The following is a 23377-nucleotide window of genomic DNA, read 5'->3' as shown; positions in this document are numbered from 1 at the left end:
CTTTGGGGAGGTACTTCCTTTTTTGTGTTTTGAAACCCTTGCCCTGTAAGGGCTAAGATTTATGAAATTGATTCATTACTTATTAAATGTAAAAAGCAATAAAAAATATAAATTTCACTTTCTACACTAATCGACAGATTTCGGTCAACTAAGGGCTCAAAATATGTTAATAATCTAACTCATTTAATTTTCATTAACAGATGGTATACTTAAATTACCAAAATCAACACGAAAGGTATGAGTCCATACATATGAAAACATCCGAACAATTCCAACGTTTATTCAAATCTATTACTCTACCGAATGGTGTTCCATTAGATAATCGCTTTGTTTTATCCCCAATGGTTACGAACTCTTCGACTAGTGAAGGCTATGTGACCGAAGAGGATTTAGCTTATGCAGAGCGTCGTGCAGGGTCTGCGCCACTGCAGATCACCGGTGCAGCCTATATTGAACCGTATGGTCAGTTATTCGAGTACGGATTTAGTATCGATGATGACCGTAGCATCGAAGGCTTGAAAAAACTTGCTCAAGCGATGAAAAAAGACGGTGCGAAAGCGATCATTCAGCTCACACACGCAGGGCGTTTCTCGAAAATTTCGTTAAAAGATTTCGGAGTTGTTTACGGACCAAGTCAAATGGAATTGAAAACCCCTGTCGAACATACGGTTTTACCGATGTCCAAGCGTAAAATCAAGCACGTAATCACACAATATGCTGACGCTACCCGGCGCGCGATTGCCGCAGGCTTTGATGGCGTGGAAATTTCCAGTGCCCAAAGACTATTAATCCAGACGTTCTTTTCTACGTTTTCGAATGAACGTGACGATGAATACGGACCTCAGAATCTTGAAAACCGTTCCCGTTTCGGGGTCGAAGTGATGGAAGCGGTCCAGAAAGTCATTGATGAAGAAGCGCCATCCGATTTTATCCTCGGCTTCAGAGGAACGCCCGAAGAAACGCGAGGCAATGACATCGGCTATAGTGCTGAAGAATTTATCGACTTTATGAACCGAATTATGGAAGTCTCCACAATTCATTATTTAGCGACTGCCAGCTGGGGCAAAAGCATTTATAAACAAACCCTCCGTCAAGGAAAATTCAAAGGTGAATACATGAATCGCGTCATCTATGACCATCTATCTGAGCGTGTTCCAGTTATGGCAACCGGTGGAATCAATTCACCTGAAAAAGCGATGGAAGCAATGCAATTTGCGGATATGGTCGGCATGTCCACTCCATTTGTGACGGAGCCTGAATTCGTGTCTAAACTCAAAGAAGGTCGCGAAGATGAAATTGACTTAGGGTTCACTGCTGAGGAAGTACCTGATTTAGCCATCCCCGAAAGAGCGTTTAAAGATATCGTGGAATTAATGGATATTGGTGGGTCGCTTTCTGAAGAGGCGAGAGAAGAACTAAGGAAATTATATTAATTGCTAGTTAAAGCTGGCTCACTTCCCTCGTAAAACGTATAAATTTTGACTAAAAAAAGTGATCAGTCACCGTCCGTCAAAATTGACTTTTAGAGACGAGCCGAGGAAATACATTTTAAGCTCGTCTCTATCATTTTATATCTCACTATAAAATCACTGATATATCGCATATTCCATTAGATAGATTTTTCCTGTATACTATAAATATACTAAAAAAGTATCTAGAGAGGAGAAGTAGGATGCCAGTACCTGCAAATCACTCCAAACCTGTTCGCCAATCCGCTAAAGAAAGCGCATTCAACCAAATTCAACAGTGGATTATCGATGGAACATTGCTCCCTGGCGAAAAACTAAATGATTCCGAACTAGCCAAATCGCTAGGTGTCAGCAGAACTCCGGTTCGTGAATCTTTGCAACTTTTGGAAGCACACGGTTTTGTCAAAATGTTTCCGGCTAAAGCAACACAAGTCACCAAAATTGAACGGGAAGCGATTAATGACCTTCTCCCCCCTTTGGCGGCATTACAGTCTTTATCCGCCGAATTGGCGACAGATCAATTGACGGAAGATCACATTTTTCAACTCGAACAAATCAACGATCGGTTCGCTCAAGCCATCCATTCGAATAATGACTATGCTGCACTGAAGGTCGATGAAGAATTTCACCAATTGATTGTTGACATAACGAATAACAATTATATCCAAACCGTATTAAAATCCTTACAAGCACATGTACGACGCCACTTTTTCTATAATTCGATTGAGTTAACAGAAAAGTCCATTGAAGAGCATCGTTTGATTATTGAGGCGATGAAAAACGGAAATAAAGACGAAGCTGCAACAGTTATGAAAGAGAATTGGCTACGAACATTAAAAGAATTTAAATAATATAGCATCAAAAAACCGGCTCCTAGAGGAACCGGTTTTTTTAAGTGTTTTATGAAGCTTGAGCCTCAACTGTCGTTTCTTTTCTGAAGCGAGTAATGACTCCGGTGACTACAATAGTAACAATTGCAGGCAACAGCCATCCAAGACCTTGACCGTATAGAGGAAGGGCTTGTTCATAAAAGTTTATAATTGGCTGCATCCAACTGAAATTTTCGATTCCTAATGATTTAGTTAGCGACTGAAGCCCATCAAAAATACTAATCAAAAACGTTACAGCAATCGTAGCTTGATAGACGATGCGATCATGATTGAACAAAGGAGACAAAAATGTCAAAATCATCAAGACAATCGCCAATGGGTACAAGAACATCAAGACCGGAATAGAATACGTAATGATATTCGTCAATCCGAAGTTGGCAATGACAAACGTAATCGTTGCAAAGAAAACAACCAATGTTTTATAACTGAATTTCGGAAATAGTGTATTGAAATACTGTGCGTTTGCTACGGTCAGGCCGATGGCTGTCGTTAAACAAGCCAAGGTAATCGCGACCGCTAACAGGACAGAGCCAAATGTACCAAAGTAATGAGAGGCTGCTCCGCTCAAGACAGGTCCACCATTATCAAAAAACGGCAGGACTTGGGTACTAGTAGCACCAAGGTAAGCAATTCCCACATAGATCGATCCTAATAGCAAGACCGCAATACTTCCCGCTTTAATCGTTGTTTTAAGAATGTCTGTTTTCGATGTGACACCCATGGAACGAATAGCATTGATGACGATAATCCCGAACACTAATGACGCCAAGGCATCCATCGTATTATAACCTTCGAGGAATCCCGTTACGAAGGCTCCGCTTGAATAAGAATCTTGCGGTGCTTGAATCTCACCCATCGGACTAACAAAAGCGGTGACCAATAGGATCGCGATTAATGCAACCAATCCAGGTGCCAGCATTTTACCAACTGTATCAACCAATTTCCCAGGTTTTAATGAAAAGAATAGAACAATTGCAAAGAATATTAACGTAAAAATAAATAACCATAATTGTTGAGACGATTCACTGACGAAAGATGAAAAACCAACTTCAAATGCGACAGTTCCTGTACGAGGAGATGCAAAGAACGGTCCAATCGTCAAATAAAGTAAAGATGTAAAGAACACGGCATAAACCGGGTGTACTCGTGTTGCAAGTTCCTGCAAGTTACGGCTCCCTGAAAAACTCATGGCGATGATTCCAAGAAGAGGTAAACCTACTCCGGTAATTAAGAACCCAATTGCTGCTGGCCAAAGATTCGTTCCTGCGTTTTGACCTAAACTTGCTGGAAAAATCAGATTTCCAGCACCAAAAAATAGTGCGAATAACATAACTCCAACTGCTGCGTAAGATGAAAAAGATAATTTCACGATAAGTTTCCTCCTAAGATGATTTGTTTTAGCAATATGCAATATATCGGTTAAAAACATAATACTACTTCTTCATGCGAAATGCAATATATTACTAGAATTTTTAGAGAATTTCATTTATTAAAAAATAATGAAGTAGGATTGGTCGTCGTCATTTGCTTTTATATCTGCTTTCTTTGATATGTGATACGCCGTTAATAACAGCCATTAAAGCTATAAATCCTTGCCCAACAATCATTGGACATAAATAGTGAGATACGATGGTAGCAACCAGTCCTGTTAAAAGCTAGTTTCAAGTGATATAATATCGTTTTGAGAGACAGTCTTAAATAGACGGATTACAGGGGGACTAGAACAAATGACGAAATTCGAAACAGAAATTCCTAAAGGCGGCGTTATCATGGACGTCGTGAATGCCGAACAAGCCAAAATTGCGGAAGCTTCAGGAGCAGTCGCGGTTATGGCACTAGAACGTGTACCTTCAGATATTAGAGCAGCAGGCGGTGTTGCCCGTATGGCTGACCCGACAATTACAGAAGAAGTGATGAATGCTGTATCCATCCCTGTCATGGCGAAAGGCAGAATCGGTCATATTGTAGAGGCACGTGTTCTTGAAGCAATCGGTGTCGATTATATTGATGAAAGTGAAGTCCTCACACCAGCCGATGATGTGTTTCATTTAAAAAAATCCGATTACACAGTACCGTTCGTATGTGGGTGTCGTAATCTCGGAGAAGCAGCACGCCGAATCGGAGAAGGTGCTTCCATGCTCCGAACAAAAGGAGAGCCTGGAACAGGAAACATCGTAGAAGCAGTCCGCCATCTCAGACAAGTCCAAGGAGAAATTAGACAGCTTGCCTCAATGTCCGAAGATGAAGTGATGACATTTGCGAGAAATATCCAAGCACCCTATGAGCTGCTTTTGACAATTCAAAAGGAAGGTCGCCTGCCTGTTAATAACTTCGCTGCTGGTGGTGTTGCAACACCTTCTGATGCGGCGTTAATGATGGAGCTTGGCGCTGACGGAGTATTTGTCGGCTCAGGTATTTTCAAATCCGATAATCCGCAAAAGTTTGCAGAAGCGATTGTACAAGCAACTGCAAATTATAGAGATTACAAGTTAATTGCTGAACTTTCAAAAGACCTAGGTACTGCGATGAAAGGCATCGGTACTTTGAGCGAAGATGAACGAATGCAAGACCGAAGTGAATAAACAATCTAGTATGTAAGAAGCCAGTTACCGATACTTCGGTAATTGGCTTTTTTCATATTTTGAATATGCATTTATAAAAGGCCAATCGTCTTAATATTGATCGATCAACTCACGGACCTCATCGATTGTTTCAGTCGTCATCAGTTATTTCCTTAGCTCGCTACCTCTTAAATACAATTAGTTAAGCAAGTTTACTTAATAATATTTTCCTATTATAATTACATTGAATATTCATAATAGTTTATATATAATATTTAAGTAGTAGGTAGGGTTTTTCTTAAAATAAGTTTAGTAGGGGACACTGGAGATTACAATGGAATTACGGCACACCATTTGATAAAATTCGTTATTATTAAGGAGCTATACAGATGAGTAATGACATTTTTGAGGTTTGGCAGCCCATATCGACATCATACGAACCACCCCTAAACCTTATACAGATTACACACTACCCGAATGTTGAAATGATTATAGATACAAATGACAACCAACAATTCAAGCTCTCCTATTCTTTCCATGAAGTGCTTGCAATTAGAGTGACACCTGAAGCAAGTCGCGTTGATCTCAGTATACCCACACAGAATGCGATACAAAAATATTTAGGTGGTTCAGAAAAAGGACCTTTGACCAATTTTCTTTTTTTCAAGTCCAACAAATCAAGTTTTATCGATTGGTATGATACGCTGCCGACACTTGGGAGTACCGATATACATTTAGAGCATCATATCTATTTAATGGATCAGATTATCGAAATAATAAGCGAAAATGAACCTACTGTAATTCAAATTAGGTAGATATAGCTTAAGGAAGCATTAACTATTGCTTCGGTAACTGGCCCCCTCTCCATTGTTAGACTTACCTAAAAAATATCTCGCGCCAAAACCGTATCTGAATAAAAAAACATCTCTTCTCTTGAAAACCAAAGAGAGGAGATGTTTTAGTTAATCCATATATTCGTTGATCAACTCACGAACCTCATCGGTCGTTTCGGTCATCATCAACCGATTTCGTAATTCACCCGCGCCGCGAAATCCTTTGACATAGATCTTAAAGAATCTCCGTAACGTCTTGAACGGACGTGTTTCCATCTGCTCGGCATATTGATCAAATAAATCGAGATGTAATCTCAATAAATCCAACGATTCCTTGTGTGTATGCTCTTTCTTCTCTTTCTCGAAAGCGAATGGATTTTTAAAAATCCCTCGCCCGATCATGACACCATCTACACCGTATTGTTCAACAAGCTCCAATCCTTTCTGACGATCTGGAATATCACCGTTAATCGTCAGCAATGTATCCGGTGCAATTTCATCTCGAAGCTTTTTAATTTCTGGAATTAATTCCCAGTGCGCATCGACATCGCTCATCTCTTTTTTTGTACGGAGATGAATAGATAGATTGACGATATCTTGCTTCAAAATGTGCGTTAGCCAGTCTCGCCATTCATCAACGCGCGTGTAACCGAGTCTTGTTTTCACACTGACCGGGAGTCCACCCGCTTTAGCCGCTTCAATAATCTCGGCCGCTACATCCGGACGACGAATCAGCCCACAACCTTTACCGTTTCCTGCGACATTTTGAACAGGGCATCCCATATTAATGTCGATTCCACGAAAGCCTTCCTTCGCCATACCAATACTCATTTCTCGGAAATACGCTGGCTTGTCACCCCAAATATGAGCGACGATCGGTTGCTCGTCCTCCGTATATGTCAGACGGCCACGCACACTTTGTCTTCCTTTTGGGTGGCAATAGCTCTCTGTATTCGTAAACTCTGTAAAAAACACATCCGGTCTTGCCGCTTCACTGACGACATGTCGAAAAACAACATCTGTTACATCTTCCATCGGTGCTAATATAAAAAATGGTCGTGGTAAATCACGCCAGAAATTTTCTTTCATATTGAATCTCCTCATTCTTTCGTTTTTCGCTAGTTCGCTATTTAAGATTCATTTATACCATGCTTCATTTTAATCATTAAATCCAAGAATATCAACAAAAATTGATGATGCATTTTATTATTTCTGTTTCTTTCATTTCATAAGCTAACCATTTACCTACGACTTTCATCTTCTTTTTCTTCCTACTTAAGTAGCAAATGCATTGAGGTCTTTATTACTTTCTTATCATTTTCTGATTGTTAACAGGATTCTTTTCTTTAAGACAGAATACATACAATCAACCACATGAAAGGAAGTGATTGGATTGAAACAATTTAGGCTTTTGAGTATGGTTCTTGTTTTACTCATGGTTTGGACAACACCTGGCCTAGCAGCTAATCATAATGGAAAAGGAGGTTCTGCCCACGCATTTGACAATAAAATCATCAAGAAGATTGATGAAGACCGAATCTATGAACACGTGTCACATCTTTCAGAAGAAATTGGTCCACGTGGTGCAGGTACAGAAGCTGAGCTTGAAACTGTTGATTACCTGGTAGAACAATTCGAAAGTTATGGTTACGAAGAAGTCAATGTACAAGAATTTACGTTCTCATCAGGAGGAAAAGAAGTCACTTCTTATAATGTTGAAGCGGTTAAAGAGCCGAAGAAAAACCACGACTCTGGCCAACAAATTATTATTGGTTCACACCACGATTCAGTTCCTTGGAGCCCAGGTGCAAATGATGATGCATCAGGTACTGGTGTCTTACTTGAATTAGCGCGTGTATTCTCAAAAGCTCCAACAGATACAACCGTTAAGTTCGTCGCTTTTGGAGCTGAAGAATATGGATTATGGGGTTCCAGAAGATATGCCGAAGCAATGTCTGAAGATGAAGCCGAACAAACAGTAGCGATGTTTCAGTTAGACATGGTTGGTAGCGCGGATGCAGGAGATTTAGTTATGTTTACAGCTGATGGCGAACAAAATACAGTAACAGATCTGGGAGCTGCAGCTGGATCTCGAGTTAGCGAACTCGTTCCATACAGTGAACTTGGACGAAGCGATCATGTTCCATTTCATAATTTAGGCATTCCTGCGGCACTATTTATTCATACACCACTTGAACCTTAGTATCATACAGAAGAGGATTTAATTGATTATATCAGCAAAGAAAAAATGTTCGATGTAGCAAAAATAGTCGGATCAGCCGTTTATCAAGTTGCAAGAAAAGATACACCTGCCCTTGAGCGTTCCGCAGTCGCACCTGTTCCTGTAGACTATTATTATGAAGAGCCAAATTTATAAAAAAATAAACAAGTTAAAACCCGAGCGATTTCAATAAAAAATCGTTCGGGTTTTCTGCTTAAATGGCTCTCGTTCTCGATGCTTCTCTGATTTCAGCGTGACCGATCTTCCGTAGCCGTAACTTCAGCAGTTAGCAGTCGCGGTTCAACAGTCAACGGCCTAACTTCAACAGTTAGGTGCAAACCTTCAATGTGCTTTGCTCCCCCCTAAGTAACAGATATACCATAAATTGTATTATTTCCTTATATGTATCATACAATTTATCTTGGTTGGATGAAAGGTATTTTTATTTGTTTTAAAATGCGCAACCTTAATGTGAAAGGCTCATATATTTTGAGATTGGTCCCATAAATTTCAATTTAAGGTACATAAATTTTTGTTTAGGTCGCATTTATTTTCTTTTTGGGTGTATATAATTAGGGAATAGGCTCATATTTTTTATGAACGGGCACATATGTTATCCACAGCTTTCAATGACCAACAAAAAAGGACCGGGTAATCCAGGTCATTATCACTTTGTATTCAATTATCCTCTGAACGTTGGTCCTGCTTCAGCGATATCTTTTGTTACATGATCGAACTGTTTGAAGTTCTCATGGAATTTCTTCGCTAGGTCTTGTGCTTGTTGGTCGTAACGATCTTTGTCCGTCCATGTTTTCTTCGGATGAAGAACTTCTGTTGGTACGCCAGGACACTCTGTCGGAATATGAAGACCGAAGAATTCGTCTTGTACCGTCTCAACAGTCAGCGGTCTAGCTTCAGCAGTTAGCTGCTCAACTTCAGCAGTTAGCGACATTACTTCAGCAGTTAGAAGCACTTCTTCAGCAGTTAGAGGCAATTCTTCAGCAGTCAGTGACATTACTTCAACAGTCATCGAAGCGCTTTTATTTTACTTAACTGAAAGCATTGATTTCGTATTGATTTCGTTTCATTTTTCTTTTGTCTAAACTTCTTTATGGCTTCGTGTCCTCTCATTCATTTATCAATAAAAAATCCCCATAAAAGTAGAGATCAAAACTCTACTCCTATGAGGATCTAATGTTCGTTCATTTCATATTATTTTGTGCTAACAGGTTCACCTTGTTCTTCTTTTGTTTCTACAGGGTTTCTAATGAGGTGATCAAAAGCGCCTAATGCTGCGGTCGCTCCTGTTCCCATTGAAACGATAATCTGATTGTAGAATACATCCGTACAATCACCTGCTGCAAAAAGACCTGGTACGTTTGTAGAACCTTGTTTGTCAACAATGATCTCACCGATACGGTTTTTCTCGACTTTATCGCCAAGCCAACCTGTATTTGGAACAAGACCGATTTGAACAAACACACCTGCTAAGTCAATTTGCTTTTCTTCCTTCGTCTCGAGATCGATATATTTCAATCCTTCGACTTGATCTGATCCTGTGATTTCAGTTGATTGAGCATTTTTAATCACAGTAACGTTCGGAAGTTTAGCTAGGTTGTTCTGAAGCACTTCGTCCGCTTTCAATTCTGAAGAATACTCTAGAACAGTTACGTGGTTGACAATGCCTGCAAGGTCAATTGCTGCTTCAACACCAGAGTTACCTCCGCCGACAACAGCAACATCTTTCCCTTCAAACAATGGACCATCACAGTGCGCACAGTATGCGACACCTTTGTTCGAGAATTCTGCTTCGCCTGGAATACCAAGCTTACGCCAGCTCGCTCCTGTTGAAGCGATCACTGTACGGCTTTTTAGAACCGCACCGTTTTCAAGCTCGATTTCAAACATGTCTTTTTTCTCGATACCACTCACACGTTGTAAGTTAATGATATCAATAGGATAATCCTTCATATGTTCTTCAAGGCTTGCAACTAGCTTTGGTCCTTCCGTCTTTGTGACACTGATGAAGTTTTCAATACTCATCGTGTCTAACACTTGGCCACCTAGACGCTCCGTAACAATACCTGTACGGATTCCTTTACGTGCTGCATAAATAGCGGCACTTGCACCAGCTGGTCCACCGCCGACAACAAGGACGTCGAATGGATCTTTGGCAGATAGCTCAGATGCATCTGGTCCACTACCAAGCTTAGCTAAGATTTCTTCAGCAGACATACGGCCGCTGCCGAATTCTTCACCATTTAACATAACTGTCGGTACAGCCATGATGTTTTTCGCTTCAACTTCTTCTTTGTTTGTCGCTCCGTCAATCATCGTATGGGAAATGTTTGGATTGAGAACGCTCATCATGTTTAATGCTTGTACGACATCTGGGCAGTTATGACAGCTAAGGCTTACGTACGTTTCGAAGTGGTATTCGCCTTCAACTTCTTTTACTTGGTCAATAACACTTTGATCGACCTTAGGCGCTCTTCCACTGACTTGCAGTAAAGCCAATACAAGTGATGTAAACTCTTCACCGAGTGGAATGCCAGCAAATGCAATCCCAGTGTCTTCACCAACACGATTTACACTAAAACTTGGTGTTCTTTCTAAGCTTGTCTTTTCAACCGTTATTTTGGATGACATGGAAGCTATTTCATTCACAAACTCTTCCATTTTTTTCGACACTTCATCTGTGTCCACACTGAGTTTTAAAACAATATCATTTTCGAGCAGCTGAAGGTATTGTTCTAATTGTGCTTTAATATTTGCTTCAAGCATGCTTATCGCACTCCTTAAATTTTACCAACTAGGTCTAGACTTGGTGTTAATGTTTCAGATCCTTCTTCCCATTTAGCTGGGCAAACTTCGCCTGGATTCTTACGCACGTACTGTGCTGCTTTCACTTTATCTACGATAACGCTTGCGTCACGGCCAATTCCATCTGCGTTAATTTCAACAGTCTGAATGACACCGTCTGGGTCAATGACGAAAGTACCGCGATCTGCAAGACCGGACTCTTCGTTTAATACGTCAAAATTACGAGAAACAATACCTGATGGATCACCAATCATTGGATATTTGATTTTACCGATTTTTTCAGAGTTATCGTGCCAGCCTTTGTGTACGAAGTGTGTATCTGTTGATACGGAATAAACTTCTACACCTAGCTCCTTCAATGTGTCATACTGTTCTTGAAGATCTTCAAGCTCTGTAGGACATACGAAAGAAAAGTCTGCAGGGTAGAAAACAACTACGCTCCACTGACCTTTTAGGCTCTCTTCTGTAACGTCGATAAATTCATCTTTTACAGGATGATAAGCTTTCGCCTGAAATGGTTGTACTTCTTTTCCGATTAATGACATAGTAATTATTCCTCCTAATAGATATTTATTAATAATAATTACAATCAGATATATATTATAATAAACCACTTGAACTGTCAACAAGTACGGTCGTTCTGCAGAAATGTTTAAAGTTTGGACACATTTAACGATGATTTTCATTATTAATTCGTATGTGTAATTGAGAATGAACCGATAAAATGACCTTAAAACGATATAATATCAGCCATATACTTTAACATTCCACAATAAAGGATTCATAAACACCAAAAGTGAACCTGTAATTGAATCGTAAGGTGCTTCACAAGTTATTTCTCGATTATTGTCATATAACTAGGCGATTTTATACTCATACAGCTTCAGTTTTATTTTTCATTGTATTGTGGCGTCGTTCGATAAAAGATAAAATCGCTTTAAACCTTATGAATGAATAAGCGAATACTGGACTTTGAACGAATGTGAAAATAAGTGTAAACCAAAAGACAGGACCACCAAGGATAAATCCTATAACGAGTATGAAACTTTCAACGATAATCCGCACTCTTCCAATCGGTGCATTCATTTTGTCTGCAATGGATAACATAAAACCATCTCTCGGCCCTGATCCGACTTGCGCTGAATTATATAATCCACCACCTATTCCCATAACGACCATTCCGTCAATCATGACGAGTGAATCTGTCCATGTGAAGCTTGCATTTGGCAAAAAATCAATCCATAAAAATAAGTCGACAAAAGCACCGACGAGCACACCGTTTAAAAATGTACCTAATTTAATATAACTTTTATCCAAAAACCAAGAGACAATGATTAAAATTAATGAGATTATAATTGCCCACGACCCAATGGATAAACCTAATTTTTCAAATAACGCAACCGCAAGGACGTCCCATGGATGGATGCCTAGGTGTTGCATGCTAAGCGCAATCGTAATTCCGTAGCTAAATGTCAGTAATCCGATAAAATAAAAAAGCCATCGTGTGATGAACATAAACATCTTGCTTCTTCCTTTCTTTCTCTCCTATATCTATCTTAATACGAAACAAACAGATAAGAAAGTTTACGGATTATGGATGAAAAACTTGAACTGGCGAATGACATTATTCATGGAAAAACCCCTCGAAATAATTTATTCGAGAGGTTAGTGTTTGTTATTTTGTTATGGCGTCCCGGAGTTGTCTTTTTAAAATTTTTCCACTGGCATTGCGTGGTAATTCATCGACGAGCTCAACTTGTTTCGGTACTTTGAAACTTGCGAGGTTCTCCTTCACATGTTGAATGATTTCGTCTTCAGTGATTTCATCTTTTTTGACGACAAATGCGGTTATCGCTTCAATCCATCTTTCATCAGGAACACCGACGACAGCGACTTCAGCAACTTGAGGCAATTGGTAAATACAATCCTCAATCTCTCTTGAAGCGACGACGACACCACCCGTATTAATGACGTCTTTCACGCGGTCAATCACTTCGATATAACCTTCTTCATCCATCTTCACGAGGTCCCCTGAGTGGAACCACCCGTTCCTAAACGCTTCACTCGTTGCTTCTGGCTTGTTCCAGTAGCCTAGACATAAATGCGGCGATCGGTAAACGATTTCGCCAAGCTCCCCAACAGCAACATCGTTCCCTTCCGAATCAACGACTCGTGTTTCAACGAACAGAAGCGGTCGTCCTGCTGAACTCGGACGATCATTGTGCTCTTCTGGAAGCAAGACTGTACAGGCTGGACCCATCTCGGACTGACCGAACACGTTATAAAACCCTAATTCAGGAAGATGGTTTTGCAGTCGTTCTAAAATCGGACCTGGCATAATCGAAGCACCGTAATAGGCTTTTTTCAGTGTACTTAAATCATGATTTGTGAACTCAGGATGATTCGCTAAAGAAACCCATGCCGTTGGTGCCGCGAAAAATGAAGTAATGTCATCCTCTTCTATCGATTGCAAAACTTGATCAGGTACAGGAGCTTTCAACACTTTGTTCCAGCCCCCAACCATTAAGGCAGGAAGCATGAAAACATGCATTTGTGCAGAATGATACAATGGCATACTATGGAGCGCTCGGTCCGATTCTTTAATATTCAACCCTTGAATACAACTGACATAATGATGGACTAACGCCCGATGTGTCATGATGGCACCTTTTGGCTTGGAAGTTGTTCCTGAAGTGTAAAGTAACTGAGCAACATCTGTGTCTTCCACTCCAAAGTCCACCTCTAAAGGTTCATCTTCTTTTGCCGTCCAATCTAATACGTGATCTTCAAAATAAATTATTTTGTGATGGTTATTATTCTCGGTCTTTTCGATCTCTGTTGAAAGATCACGATCGGCTACAACTAAGGTAGGATCTGAATCACTCAAAATATAGTCCAACTCCGCCCCTTTTAGTTGGAAATTTACCGGAACATGAATCGCTCCTAAACGAACTGCCGCAAGATACAGCACTACATATAAATCGGAATTTTTGCCATACGCAGCAACACGGTCACCTTTTTCCACTCCTTCGGCTTGCAATTCAAGAGCTACATGGGTGACTGCTTGATTTAATTGTCGATACGTCCACTCTCGATTCTCATAAATAATAGCCGTGTTATTCGGCGTTCTTCTCGCTGTCCGCCTGACTGTGTCAGCAATAGTATTGGATCTCATGTTCATCTCCCCCACTTCGTCATATTAGAATTCAAAAATTTTAATATTATCAGAATTATTTGATTTCATTTTAGCTCATAAATGTGTAAACTGCAATGGTTGGTCAATCACATCTTCATTCCTTTATAATAGAAGAAATATTTTAAAGGAGATTATGTTATGCAGACCATCCAACAGCTTTCTGATCGACTTTATTATCTTCCACCGTATCCCAAAACAGACCGACCAATTTTGGCGGCGGTTGTTGGCGATACACATACACTAATCATCGATGCCGGAAATTCTGCGGAGCATGCAAAGTTGTTCAAACAGCAACTCAGCGCCCATGAGATCTATGGTGATTTATTAGCACTTACCCATTGGCATTGGGATCACGTATTTGGTTTGCAAGAAATGAATCTGCCCTCCGTTGCAAACAACCTGACTTTTCAAGGCATACAAAACCTTCAAAGATATTCATGGGATGACCAAGCGTTGGATCGTCGTGTGGAACAGGGAATTGAAATTCCTTTTTGTGCAGATGCAATCAAGCTTGAATTTGGCGATGAACGAAACATTTTTATTCCAGATCCAACACTTACATTTGATCAACAAATCAAACTAAATCTCGGTGGGGTTTCCTGTATGATTGAACATGTTGGAGGTGACCACTCACCTGACTCAACTTTGATTTATATACCTGAAGAGAAAATGTTATTTCTCGGAGATTGTCTCTATGCAAATATGTATGCTGAAAAGTGGCATTATACGACTGAAAACATAACGATACTGCTGGAAAAGATTGATGAATTCGATGCAGAAACATTCTTCCTTTCTCATCACCCTGCACCCCTCAACAAAAACGAATTCTCTTCCTTTCAATCGTTAATGCGAATGTGTGCACGGTTAGCAGAAAAACATCAAGGAGAACCAGATTCGATGATCCGGGAAATGGTTTCGCTTTTGCAGCGTGATTTAAATGAAGAAGAACAAGAAATCTTGGGGTACTTCGTAAACGGTATTCGGATTTAAGTAAGTTTCTTCTTTTGAGCACGTCTATTCGACGATAGAGAGAAATTTTTGTGCGCTACCTTCGATTAGAGAGCCTCTATTCAACGGTAGAGAGCTATTTTTATTCGCTATCCTCGATTAGAGCACTCCTATTCGACGATAGGTAGCAATTTTTACGCTCTACCTTCGATTAGAACGCTATTTCAAACAAAAACGGCACCTAGCCAATCGAGGCAGGTGCCGTTTTTTCTTATCTAAATTTTTATTTTCAACTATTAAAGGTCGTTTGACGTGAAGTAGATACTTTGCTCATTTGAACACGACTGATCACACCAGTAATAACGATGAAAATAACAGCGGGCACTAGCCATCCTAGTCCTTGTTCATATAAAGGTAACCAAGTTTCAAAGAAATTCAAAATCGGTTGCATCCAATTGAAATAGTCAATTCCTAACGAGTTGCAAAGAGATCTTAGCCCATCAAAGAAACTGATGATAAAAGTAACAGCAATCGTCGTCATGTAAACAAGCTGTGCATGCTTAAATAGTGGCGATAAAAATGTCAATAGAATTAAAACAATTGCTAAAGGATATAAAAACATTAAAATCGGTACGGAATAAGTAATGATATTTGTCAGTCCAAAGTTTGCAATCGCAAAAGTAATTGTTGCAAAGAATACAACATATGTTTCATAGCGAATCTTCGGAAATAGTGAATGAAAATATTGGGCATTTGCTACAGTCAGTCCAATCGCTGTCGTTAAACAAGCGAGGATAATCGCAACCGCTAGCAACACAGAACCAAATGTTCCATAGTAATGTGATGCTGCACCACTTAAAACGGGCCCACCATTATCAAAAATAGGAAGTACCTCTGTACTTGTTGCGCCTAGATAAGCAATACCCACATACATCGTACCAAGTAATAATACTGCTATGCATCCGGCCTTAATTGTCGTCCGAAGAATATCTTTTTTCGACGTAACACCCATTGCATAAATGGCATTAATCACGATAATTCCGAAAACCAATGATGAAAGAGCATCCATTGTATTGTAGCCTTCGAGGAATCCTGTAAGAAATGCTCCTTCTGAATAAGATGCTTGTGGTGATTGGAATTCACCCATTGGATTGACGAAAGCAGTTATTAATAAGATTGCAATTAACGCAACCAACCCAGGTGCCAACAACTTTCCGATCGTATCCACTAACTTTCCTGGTTTTAATGAAAGAAATAAAACGATCAAAAAGAATAACAAAGTAAAAATAAATAATACTAGTTGCTGAGACGACTCGCTCACAAATGACGAAATGCCAATTTCATATGCCACCGTTCCTGTACGAGGCGAGGCAAAGAATGGTCCAATTGTTAAGTATAGTAACGATGTAAAAAACACTCCATATAACGGATGCACCCGTGTTGCTAGCTCTTGTAAATTTCGGCTACCTGAAAAGCTCATCGCGATAATTCCAAGAAGTGGTAAACCAACACCCGTAATCAAAAAGCCAATTGCTGCTGGCCAAAGGTTTTCCCCAGCATTCTGTCCTAAACTTGCCGGAAAAATCAGATTTCCGGCACCAAAGAATAACGCAAATAACATAACTCCTACTGCTGCGTAGGAAGAAAATGATAATTTCACAATCGAGTTCCCCCATAGATGATTGATTTCTGTGAATTTTCTGAAATATTTAATATATCAAGCGAAACTTATAATACTACGATTGTGTATATAATTCAATGCTTTTTAAATGAATTTATCGACATTTTGTGACAAAATTTCTTCCTTCTTACCGAATTATTTCCCAAACCAATTGAAATTGAAATTATAATCTAAGTTTACGATGTTTACTGAGCCGTATACCCTCCATCGATGACGATTGCTTGGCCTGTTACTCCTTTTGCCTGATCACTCGCCAAAAACAATGTATAATCTGCAACTTCTTTCACGGATAGCAATCTTTTTTGTGGAACTAATGGATAAATGACTTCTTCTAACACTTCATCAAATGAGACATTCCGATTTTTGGCTAAATCTTCTAATTGATTTCGAACAAGCGGCGTATCGACATATCCAGGGCAAATCGCATTTACCGTAATTCCATCCTCCGCTCCTTCTAAAGCGGTAACTTTCGTGAGACCAATCACCCCGTGTTTCGCACTATTGTAAGCAGACTTTCCTGCAAATCCGATAAGACCATTAATTGAAGCCATATTAATGATGCGTCCTCCTCCCTGCTTTTTCATCAACGGAAAGACATGTTTAATGGCCATGAACGGAGCGACAAGCATTACTTTTGTAATCAATTCGAATTTTTCTGTGGGGGAACTCTTCAATTGAAGCTACATATTGTAACCCTGCATTATTAATTAAAATATCGAGGCGTCCGAATTTTGTCACTGTCTGATCAGTCGCTTGTTGCAATTCACCTTCATCAGTAACGTCACATTTGATCCCAAAAGTATCATACCCATTTTTGTTCAGTTCATCGGTAACTTCCTTTACTTTGCTTTCATTTATGTCACTAAAAGCGACTTTCGCTCCGTTTTTAGCAAATTCTAAACCAATTTCATAACCAATCCCGCTTGCTGCACCGGTGATGAAGACAATTTTGCTTTCAATCATCCCTTATACCTCCACAACTTTAGTAGCTTACTTAACTCATGAATCTTTTAGATTTCATATTAATTAGTTTCACGTTCGTGGATCGAATCTCCTTCTTAACGGCTTTGCTTTATTTATCTGTTTTTATCCAAAGAATTTCTCTGTTCATCTGTCGTTCATATTCAACGAGTAAACTTAAGTTATCAAAGTAGTTGGAGGAATGGAAAGATGAACATTGGCTGGAAAGAAATCAAGAAGAATAAAAGTAGATTTTTGATTTTAGGCTCAATCGTTTTCCTTGTTAGTTTATTGACAATGATTATATCCGGTTTAGCGAACGGGTTGTCACAGGATAATGCTGCTTTAATAAAAGATTTACCTGAAGGTCACTTTTACATGAGTGAAGATGCTGAAGAAACTTATAATTTATCAAGAATAGATACAGATGTTCAAAATGAAATCATGAATAAGCATCCGGATGCAGTAGCATTATCTATTCAAATGGGCTTTCTGAATGATCAAGATGATAAGCAGCAAAGTGTTGCATTCGTCACATCTACGAATTCTGACCTATTTGAACAGGTGAATAAAGGTGAAGTCATCGTAGACCGCTCGTTGAAAGAGAAAGGTATTAAAACGGGGGATCGATTAACAAACAACCAACTCCGTGATGAATTAGTCATCAAAGGATTCGTCGAACAAAAGAAATTCAGTCACGCGCCAGTCGCGTATATCAATAGAGAAGACTATAAAAAGATGTACAACGTCGAACAAATGCAATTAGTTTTCATCCCAGGAGAAGATTCAGCACAAAGTTTCACTGGATTACAATCCTACTCGAACAAAGACTTTTTAAGTACGATTCCAAGTTATAACGCAGAGCAGATGTCCTTAACAATGATCGTTTCGTTTTTAATCGTCATCAGTGGCATGTTGTTTGCCATCTTTTTCTACATGATGAACATTCAAAAGATTGGTTTATACGGGATTTTAAAAGCAATTGGCATTAAAACAAGCAGACTATTCAAGATGATCTGGACACAAATGTTTTTCATAACCATCATTGCACTGACGCTATCCATTTCGCTAAGCCATGTGTTCAATCTCATTGCACCAGAAGGAATGCCTTTTCACTTAACCATTGAAACGACAACACAGTTATCGATTATTTTCTTAGTCGTCGGTTTTATCGGAGCAACACTATCAGGGTTACAAATTAGAAAAATTGAGCCGCTTCGGGCGATCCAACAAGGAGAGGATTAATTTGACGATATTCACATTAGACGAAGTTGAGAAAACATTTACGAATGGTGAAATAGAAGAAAATATATTGAAAGGCATTAGTCTATCTTTAAAAGAAGGAGAAATTACTGCACTCGTTGGTACATCCGGTTCCGGGAAGAGTACACTGTTGACGATTGCTGCAGGATTACAACCCGCTTCAAATGGCGAAGTTCTGTTTGATGGAAATAACCTGACAACAATGAGTGATGAACAAGTTCGTAAAGTACGTGCAAAAGAATTTGGATTCGTCTTTCAATTTGCTCACCTCGTTCCTTTTCTTACAGTGGAAGAACAACTGATGCTCATGCTCGAAGTTTCAGGTTCGACATTATCAAAAAAAGAACAAAAGAATGAAGTTGATCAAGTCTTAGATGTTATTGGAATGGAACATCGGAAAAACGCCTACCCTTCTTCCTTATCGGGTGGTGAAAAACAGCGAGTTGCCGTTGCTCGTGCGATTATTCATAAACCGAAAGTTCTTTTTGCTGATGAGCCAACAGCGAGCCTGGATTCAAAAAGGTCCAAAGATATGATGGAGCTAATACGTTATTTAACGAAGAAGATGAATATTACAACGTTAATGGTTACTCACGATGAAGAGATGCTGTCTTATGTAGACCGGATTCTACAGATGAGTGATGGCATGGTCCTAGAAAATGAATGACATTAGTAGAAAACGATTAAAGATAATGAGAATATAAAGTAAACAGCCTTTTAGATAAATGGCTGTTTACTGTTCTTTGATTTTAAGCTGTTAAGTAGGAGGATTATCCATGAAAACGATTCTTGTAGTCGATGACGATATTAACATTTTGCAATTGGTATCCATCCATTTAACCGAAGCTGGGTATCACGTCGTTCAAGCAAAAGATGGAACGGATGCATTAAGAATTCTTCATAAAGAACAATGCGATTTAGCAGTCGTCGATGTCATGATGCCTTTTATGGATGGCTTTGCTTTAACGAGAGAAATACGAAGAGAATTCGATATTCCCGTCATCCTCTTAACAGCCAAAGATCAAATCAGTGACAAAGAGGAAGGGTTTAAATCGGGTACGGATGATTATCTCGTTAAACCATTTGAGCCGAAAGAGTTAATTTTTCGAATCGAAGCCTTGTTTCGTCGGTACGACAGTCATGCAGATGACGATACGAAGATTAGATTCGGGAATACAGTAATCAATAAACAAACGTATGAAGTTCAAGTCGAAGATCGAACGATTCTTTTACCTTTAAAGGAATTCGAACTTCTCTATTTCCTTGCCGCCAATCCAATGCAAGTCTTTTCACGGGAACATTTAATTGAACATATTTGGGGTTGGGATTATGAAGGTGATGAACGAACAGTCGACGTTCATATCAAACGATTAAGGCAACGCTTTTCGAATTTGACGGATGAATTTCACATTAAAACCGTGCGTGGCGTTGGTTATTCATTGGAGGAAAAACGCAAATGAGATCCCTTTATGTAAAATTTGCTTTGATTACAATTGGCATCATGATTTTCAGCGGAATTTTTGCCTTCTTCATCTCCAATACGTATTATCAACAAAAATTAAAGCCTGAAAACGACGAAAAGAACACTGAAATTGCATTGGATATCGCTGAATATACCGACAAACATCCTGAGATCAACCTACATGATTACTTGGAAAACATCTCTTCTATTGGATATCAGCTTTTTTTGGTCGGTGAATCAGGCGAAGAAACGTTATTCGGTGCCCCTTTTCGAGAAAATAACCTATCGGATTCCGCAATTGAACAAGTATTAAGCGGTGATGTTTTTCATGGGATTTTAAATTTTCCACAAGAAACATTCGTGACAGGCTTCTTTGCGAATGAGTTAAAAAATACAATCGGTGTTCCATTAACACATAACAATGAAAACTATGCACTCTTTCTTCGACCAGACATCAAACTGCTTTTCAACGAGATGCATATCTTATTTGCGTGGCTGCTAGCACTAACCATTCTTCTCAGTATTATCATGGTTCTTTTCAGTACAAAATACTTAGTTCAACCAATTTCAAAACTGACGTCAGCTACAAAAACGTTATCTGAAGGTAATTTTAATGTGGATGAGCTCGATACAGAGCGAAATGATGAACTAGGAGAACTGTCTTCTCATTTTTTACGAATGGCGAACAGGCTAGAACAGACAAACGAAATGAGAAAAGAATTTATTTCCAACATCTCGCATGACATACAGTCACCTTTATCCAATATAAAAGGTTATACAAATCTTTTGGAAAGTGATTCACTTTCACTGGAAGAGAAAAATAATTACATTTCTATCATTAACGGTGAAATTAGTCGACTTTCTAGATTAACGAAGCAACTATTATTGCTCGCATCATTGGATCGTGATGAAGATCTAATGAAAAAAGATACCGTGAATATAGGTGAGCAACTGAAAGAACTAATTAGAAACCATCAATGGCAAATGGACGAAAAAAATCTTTCAATTGGCTTTAAACTACCGGACGTAACGATTGCTGCTGATCCTGCTTTACTCTATACAGTTTGGGAAAATTTATTAACGAATGCTATAAAGTACAACAAACCAGATGGCAGCATTGAATTGTTAGTTGACGAAAGATCTGAATCAATACGTGTCTCCTTCATCGACTCAGGAATCGGGATCAATGCAGAAGAACAAGCGAAAATCTTTGACCGTTTTTATCGAGTCGATTCCGCGAGAACACGTCTTATCGAAGGGACAGGATTAGGGTTATCGATTGTCCAAGCCATTGTCCAATTACATGGCGGAACAATTCATGTGAACAGCAATGAAAATGAAGGTACAACAATTGATGTAGAATTACCAAAAAATTAAGTCAATATTTGCGATTGTAATTAGTAGTTGTTCATACCCCGTTCATATTCAAGAGATATACTTTTTATAATGAAACCTTGAATAATTGGAGGGGTATTGAATGAATAAAAACAGTAAAATTTTATTACAGTTTGCAGGTATTTTCGGGTTGATTGGTGCTATTTTAGGTGCACATATGGCCGGCTCTGGTTCTTATGCATTTCGTGCCGTACATGCTCACATTCTCGTTGTCGGTTGGCTGACTCTTTTCGGATGGGCCGTTTATTACAAGATTTTTCAACAAAAGGAATCACTTTTAACGAAGCTTCATGTTTGGACAGCCATTATCGGTTCTGTAGGATTAACGATCGGAATGTGGTTATATATGGTGAAGCCCTTTGACCTCCCTAATGGAGTCACGCTATCGGTCTATATCGGTGGTGGCGTTGCATTACTCTCCAGTTTCTTCTTCTTTTTCTTGCTCACTTTGTTTGTGAAAGAAGAAAAATAATTAAGATACAGGATTATGGATTCAAGCCTTATAAGTTACTAAGCTATACGGTTTAACCCTGAAGGTTTGCGGAATGACCCTGAAGCTGCATGAATTAACGCTGAAGTTACGGGGAATAACCCTGAAGCTACATGAATTAACGCTGAAGTTATGCTGAATAACCCTGAAGCTGGGCTGATAAACACTGAAGACGAACGAATTAACACTGAAGACGACCTTTGATCATCCATAATCCTTTACTTTTTAAATAACTTCATGTACAATGCGATTAATAACTCATTGAAGTTGCTCTGTAACAAAAATTTTATAGCAATACTTGGATTTATATTTTTTTCACTAATATCTCTAATTCATAATATATAAATTCGAGTTAAATGAGTTAGCTGTTGCTTCCTAGGAGTAACAAATTGCACTTTTCACCAGAAAAATGAACAGCAAATGAAAAAAGTAATTGGAGGTTAACTATATGAAACACATTTACAATGAAAAGAAAAAAGGCGCACCTGTTTTTGTTCTTCTTCACGGAACAGGCGGCACAGAAAATGACCTAGTCGGTCTTGGAGAGTTGCTTAATCCTGAATTTAACATCTTAAGTGTTCGAGGTAATGTACAAGAGAATGGGATGAACAGATTCTTTAAACGTCATGGCGAAGGTAAGTATGATTGGGAAGATCTGAAATTTCGTGGAACTGAGCTGTATGAGTTTATCGTAGAAAAATCCAAAGAGCATGACTTCAAATTAGAAGATGTCATTTTTGTTGGATTCTCAAACGGTTCCAACATCGCCATTCAATTAATGTTAGAGTATCCAGAATCGTTCAAGAGAGCTGCTTTATTTGCCCCATTGTATCCAGCAGATATTGAAAAGACACAAGACTTCAGTCATATGGACGTCTTCTTATCACTTGGAAAAGGTGATCCGATTGTACCGGAATCCGAAAGCGAACGAGTCATTAATCTCTTTAGAGATCGAGGTGCTGACGTAACGACAGCTTGGGTGAACGGACATAACTTGACACAGGATGTTGCTTTGGAGGCAAGAAATTGGTTAAATGAAACAATTAACAATGATGCTTAAGTATGTAGAATAATGAACGTAAATCTTCTATTGCATTTTAATCAATAGACTATACCAAACGTGAAATAAAAAGGATTGCTCCGTCAATTAATAGACCAGCAATCCCTTTCTTATTAACTGTTTAG

The 23377-nt window shown here is 39.1% G+C and carries 21 protein-coding genes and 1 pseudogene; 13 read left to right on the top strand and 9 right to left on the bottom strand.

The window, feature by feature from the left end:
• Positions 1 to 251 precede the first annotated feature (251 nt).
• Positions 252 to 1433, top strand: coding sequence for an NADH-dependent flavin oxidoreductase (locus FPQ13_RS10070; RefSeq protein WP_144089199.1), 1182 nt, complete (start codon positions 252 to 254; stop codon positions 1431 to 1433).
• Between the two features lie 239 nt (positions 1434 to 1672).
• A complete protein-coding gene (locus FPQ13_RS10065) occupies positions 1673 to 2320 on the top strand; it encodes a GntR family transcriptional regulator (protein WP_144089198.1) in 648 nt (215 codons plus the stop codon).
• A 49-nt stretch (positions 2321 to 2369) separates the two neighbouring features.
• Here the strand turns inward: FPQ13_RS10065 and brnQ (FPQ13_RS10060) are convergent, their stop codons facing one another.
• Entirely contained in the window at positions 2370 to 3728 is a 1359-nt protein-coding gene (brnQ, locus tag FPQ13_RS10060) for a branched-chain amino acid transport system II carrier protein (RefSeq protein ID WP_377862697.1), read from the bottom strand.
• A 358-nt stretch (positions 3729 to 4086) separates the two neighbouring features.
• Between brnQ (FPQ13_RS10060) and pdxS the strand changes: the two genes are divergently transcribed.
• Positions 4087 to 4941 (top strand): pyridoxal 5'-phosphate synthase lyase subunit PdxS, encoded by an 855-nt coding sequence (gene pdxS / locus FPQ13_RS10055; protein ID WP_144089196.1) that lies wholly within the window; start codon positions 4087 to 4089, stop codon positions 4939 to 4941.
• Between the two features lie 368 nt (positions 4942 to 5309).
• Positions 5310 to 5735: a hypothetical protein gene (locus tag FPQ13_RS10050; RefSeq protein WP_144089195.1), complete on the top strand. Its 426-nt coding sequence runs from the start codon at positions 5310 to 5312 to the stop codon at positions 5733 to 5735.
• 147 nt (positions 5736 to 5882) lie between these two features.
• Here FPQ13_RS10050 and FPQ13_RS10045 read toward each other — a convergent pair whose 3' ends face one another.
• Entirely contained in the window at positions 5883 to 6842 is a 960-nt protein-coding gene (locus tag FPQ13_RS10045; protein WP_144089194.1) for a tRNA dihydrouridine synthase, read from the bottom strand.
• A gap of 304 nt (positions 6843 to 7146) precedes the next feature.
• Between FPQ13_RS10045 and FPQ13_RS10040 the strand changes: the two genes are divergently transcribed.
• Positions 7147 to 7956 (top strand): M28 family peptidase, encoded by an 810-nt coding sequence (locus FPQ13_RS10040; RefSeq protein WP_246065476.1) that lies wholly within the window; start codon positions 7147 to 7149, stop codon positions 7954 to 7956.
• 45 nt (positions 7957 to 8001) lie between these two features.
• Positions 8002 to 8130 carry a hypothetical protein gene (locus FPQ13_RS13905; RefSeq protein WP_281281207.1) on the top strand — a complete coding sequence of 43 codons (129 nt, stop codon included), beginning with the start codon at positions 8002 to 8004 and terminating at the stop codon, positions 8128 to 8130.
• Between the two features lie 526 nt (positions 8131 to 8656).
• On the opposite strand, the gene FPQ13_RS10035 is transcribed toward FPQ13_RS13905, so the two are convergent.
• From FPQ13_RS10035 to FPQ13_RS10015, 5 genes are all read right to left on the bottom strand, one after another.
• The gene (locus FPQ13_RS10035; protein WP_144089193.1) at positions 8657 to 9004 is read right to left on the bottom strand and encodes a hypothetical protein; all 348 of its coding nucleotides are present in this window, start codon (positions 9002 to 9004) and stop codon (positions 8657 to 8659) included.
• Positions 9005 to 9186: 182 nt separating this feature from the next.
• Entirely contained in the window at positions 9187 to 10758 is a 1572-nt protein-coding gene (gene ahpF / locus FPQ13_RS10030) for an alkyl hydroperoxide reductase subunit F (protein ID WP_144089192.1), read from the bottom strand.
• Positions 10759 to 10772: 14 nt separating this feature from the next.
• On the bottom strand, positions 10773 to 11342 hold the full coding sequence (gene ahpC / locus FPQ13_RS10025) for an alkyl hydroperoxide reductase subunit C (RefSeq protein ID WP_144089191.1): 570 nt from the start codon (positions 11340 to 11342) through the stop codon (positions 10773 to 10775).
• 328 nt (positions 11343 to 11670) lie between these two features.
• On the bottom strand, positions 11671 to 12318 hold the full coding sequence (locus FPQ13_RS10020) for a YczE/YyaS/YitT family protein (RefSeq protein ID WP_246065475.1): 648 nt from the start codon (positions 12316 to 12318) through the stop codon (positions 11671 to 11673).
• 154 nt (positions 12319 to 12472) lie between these two features.
• Positions 12473 to 13972, bottom strand: a complete 1500-nt coding sequence (locus FPQ13_RS10015) for a fatty acyl-CoA synthetase (protein WP_222103151.1) — start codon at positions 13970 to 13972, stop codon at positions 12473 to 12475.
• 159 nt (positions 13973 to 14131) lie between these two features.
• Here FPQ13_RS10015 and FPQ13_RS10010 point away from each other — a divergent pair, with 159 nt between their 5' ends.
• Positions 14132 to 14983 (top strand): MBL fold metallo-hydrolase, encoded by an 852-nt coding sequence (locus FPQ13_RS10010; protein WP_144089189.1) that lies wholly within the window; start codon positions 14132 to 14134, stop codon positions 14981 to 14983.
• Positions 14984 to 15230: 247 nt separating this feature from the next.
• On the opposite strand, the gene brnQ (FPQ13_RS10005) is transcribed toward FPQ13_RS10010, so the two are convergent.
• A complete protein-coding gene (brnQ, locus tag FPQ13_RS10005) occupies positions 15231 to 16601 on the bottom strand; it encodes a branched-chain amino acid transport system II carrier protein (RefSeq protein ID WP_144089188.1) in 1371 nt (456 codons plus the stop codon).
• 206 nt (positions 16602 to 16807) lie between these two features.
• Positions 16808 to 17585 (bottom strand): annotated as a pseudogene (locus FPQ13_RS10000) (3-hydroxybutyrate dehydrogenase).
• A gap of 207 nt (positions 17586 to 17792) precedes the next feature.
• On the opposite strand from FPQ13_RS10000, the gene FPQ13_RS09995 reads away from it, so the two are divergent.
• The 6 genes from FPQ13_RS09995 (at position 17793) to FPQ13_RS09970 (ending at position 23252) form a co-directional block, all read left to right on the top strand.
• Entirely contained in the window at positions 17793 to 18827 is a 1035-nt protein-coding gene (locus FPQ13_RS09995; protein WP_144089187.1) for an ABC transporter permease, read from the top strand.
• Position 18828: 1 nt separating this feature from the next.
• On the top strand, positions 18829 to 19512 hold the full coding sequence (locus FPQ13_RS09990; RefSeq protein WP_144089186.1) for an ABC transporter ATP-binding protein: 684 nt from the start codon (positions 18829 to 18831) through the stop codon (positions 19510 to 19512).
• 109 nt (positions 19513 to 19621) lie between these two features.
• Entirely contained in the window at positions 19622 to 20305 is a 684-nt protein-coding gene (locus tag FPQ13_RS09985) for a response regulator transcription factor (RefSeq protein ID WP_144089185.1), read from the top strand.
• Complete coding sequence (locus tag FPQ13_RS09980; protein WP_144089184.1) at positions 20302 to 21684, top strand: sensor histidine kinase; 1383 nt, start codon at positions 20302 to 20304, stop codon at positions 21682 to 21684. The genes FPQ13_RS09985 and FPQ13_RS09980 overlap by 4 nt, the downstream gene beginning before the upstream one ends.
• Positions 21685 to 21784: 100 nt before the next feature.
• Complete coding sequence (locus tag FPQ13_RS09975) at positions 21785 to 22174, top strand: hypothetical protein (protein ID WP_144089183.1); 390 nt, start codon at positions 21785 to 21787, stop codon at positions 22172 to 22174.
• Positions 22175 to 22640: 466 nt separating this feature from the next.
• Positions 22641 to 23252, top strand: coding sequence for an alpha/beta hydrolase (locus tag FPQ13_RS09970; protein WP_144089182.1), 612 nt, complete (start codon positions 22641 to 22643; stop codon positions 23250 to 23252).
• The last annotated feature ends 125 nt before the right edge of the window (positions 23253 to 23377 follow it).

This window comes from Allobacillus salarius (assembly GCF_007559425.1).
GTDB lineage: Bacteria > Bacillota > Bacilli > Bacillales > Alkalibacillaceae > Allobacillus > Allobacillus salarius.
The sequence above is the reverse complement of the archived record's forward strand: the minus strand, read 5'-3'. Positions and strand labels throughout refer to the sequence as shown.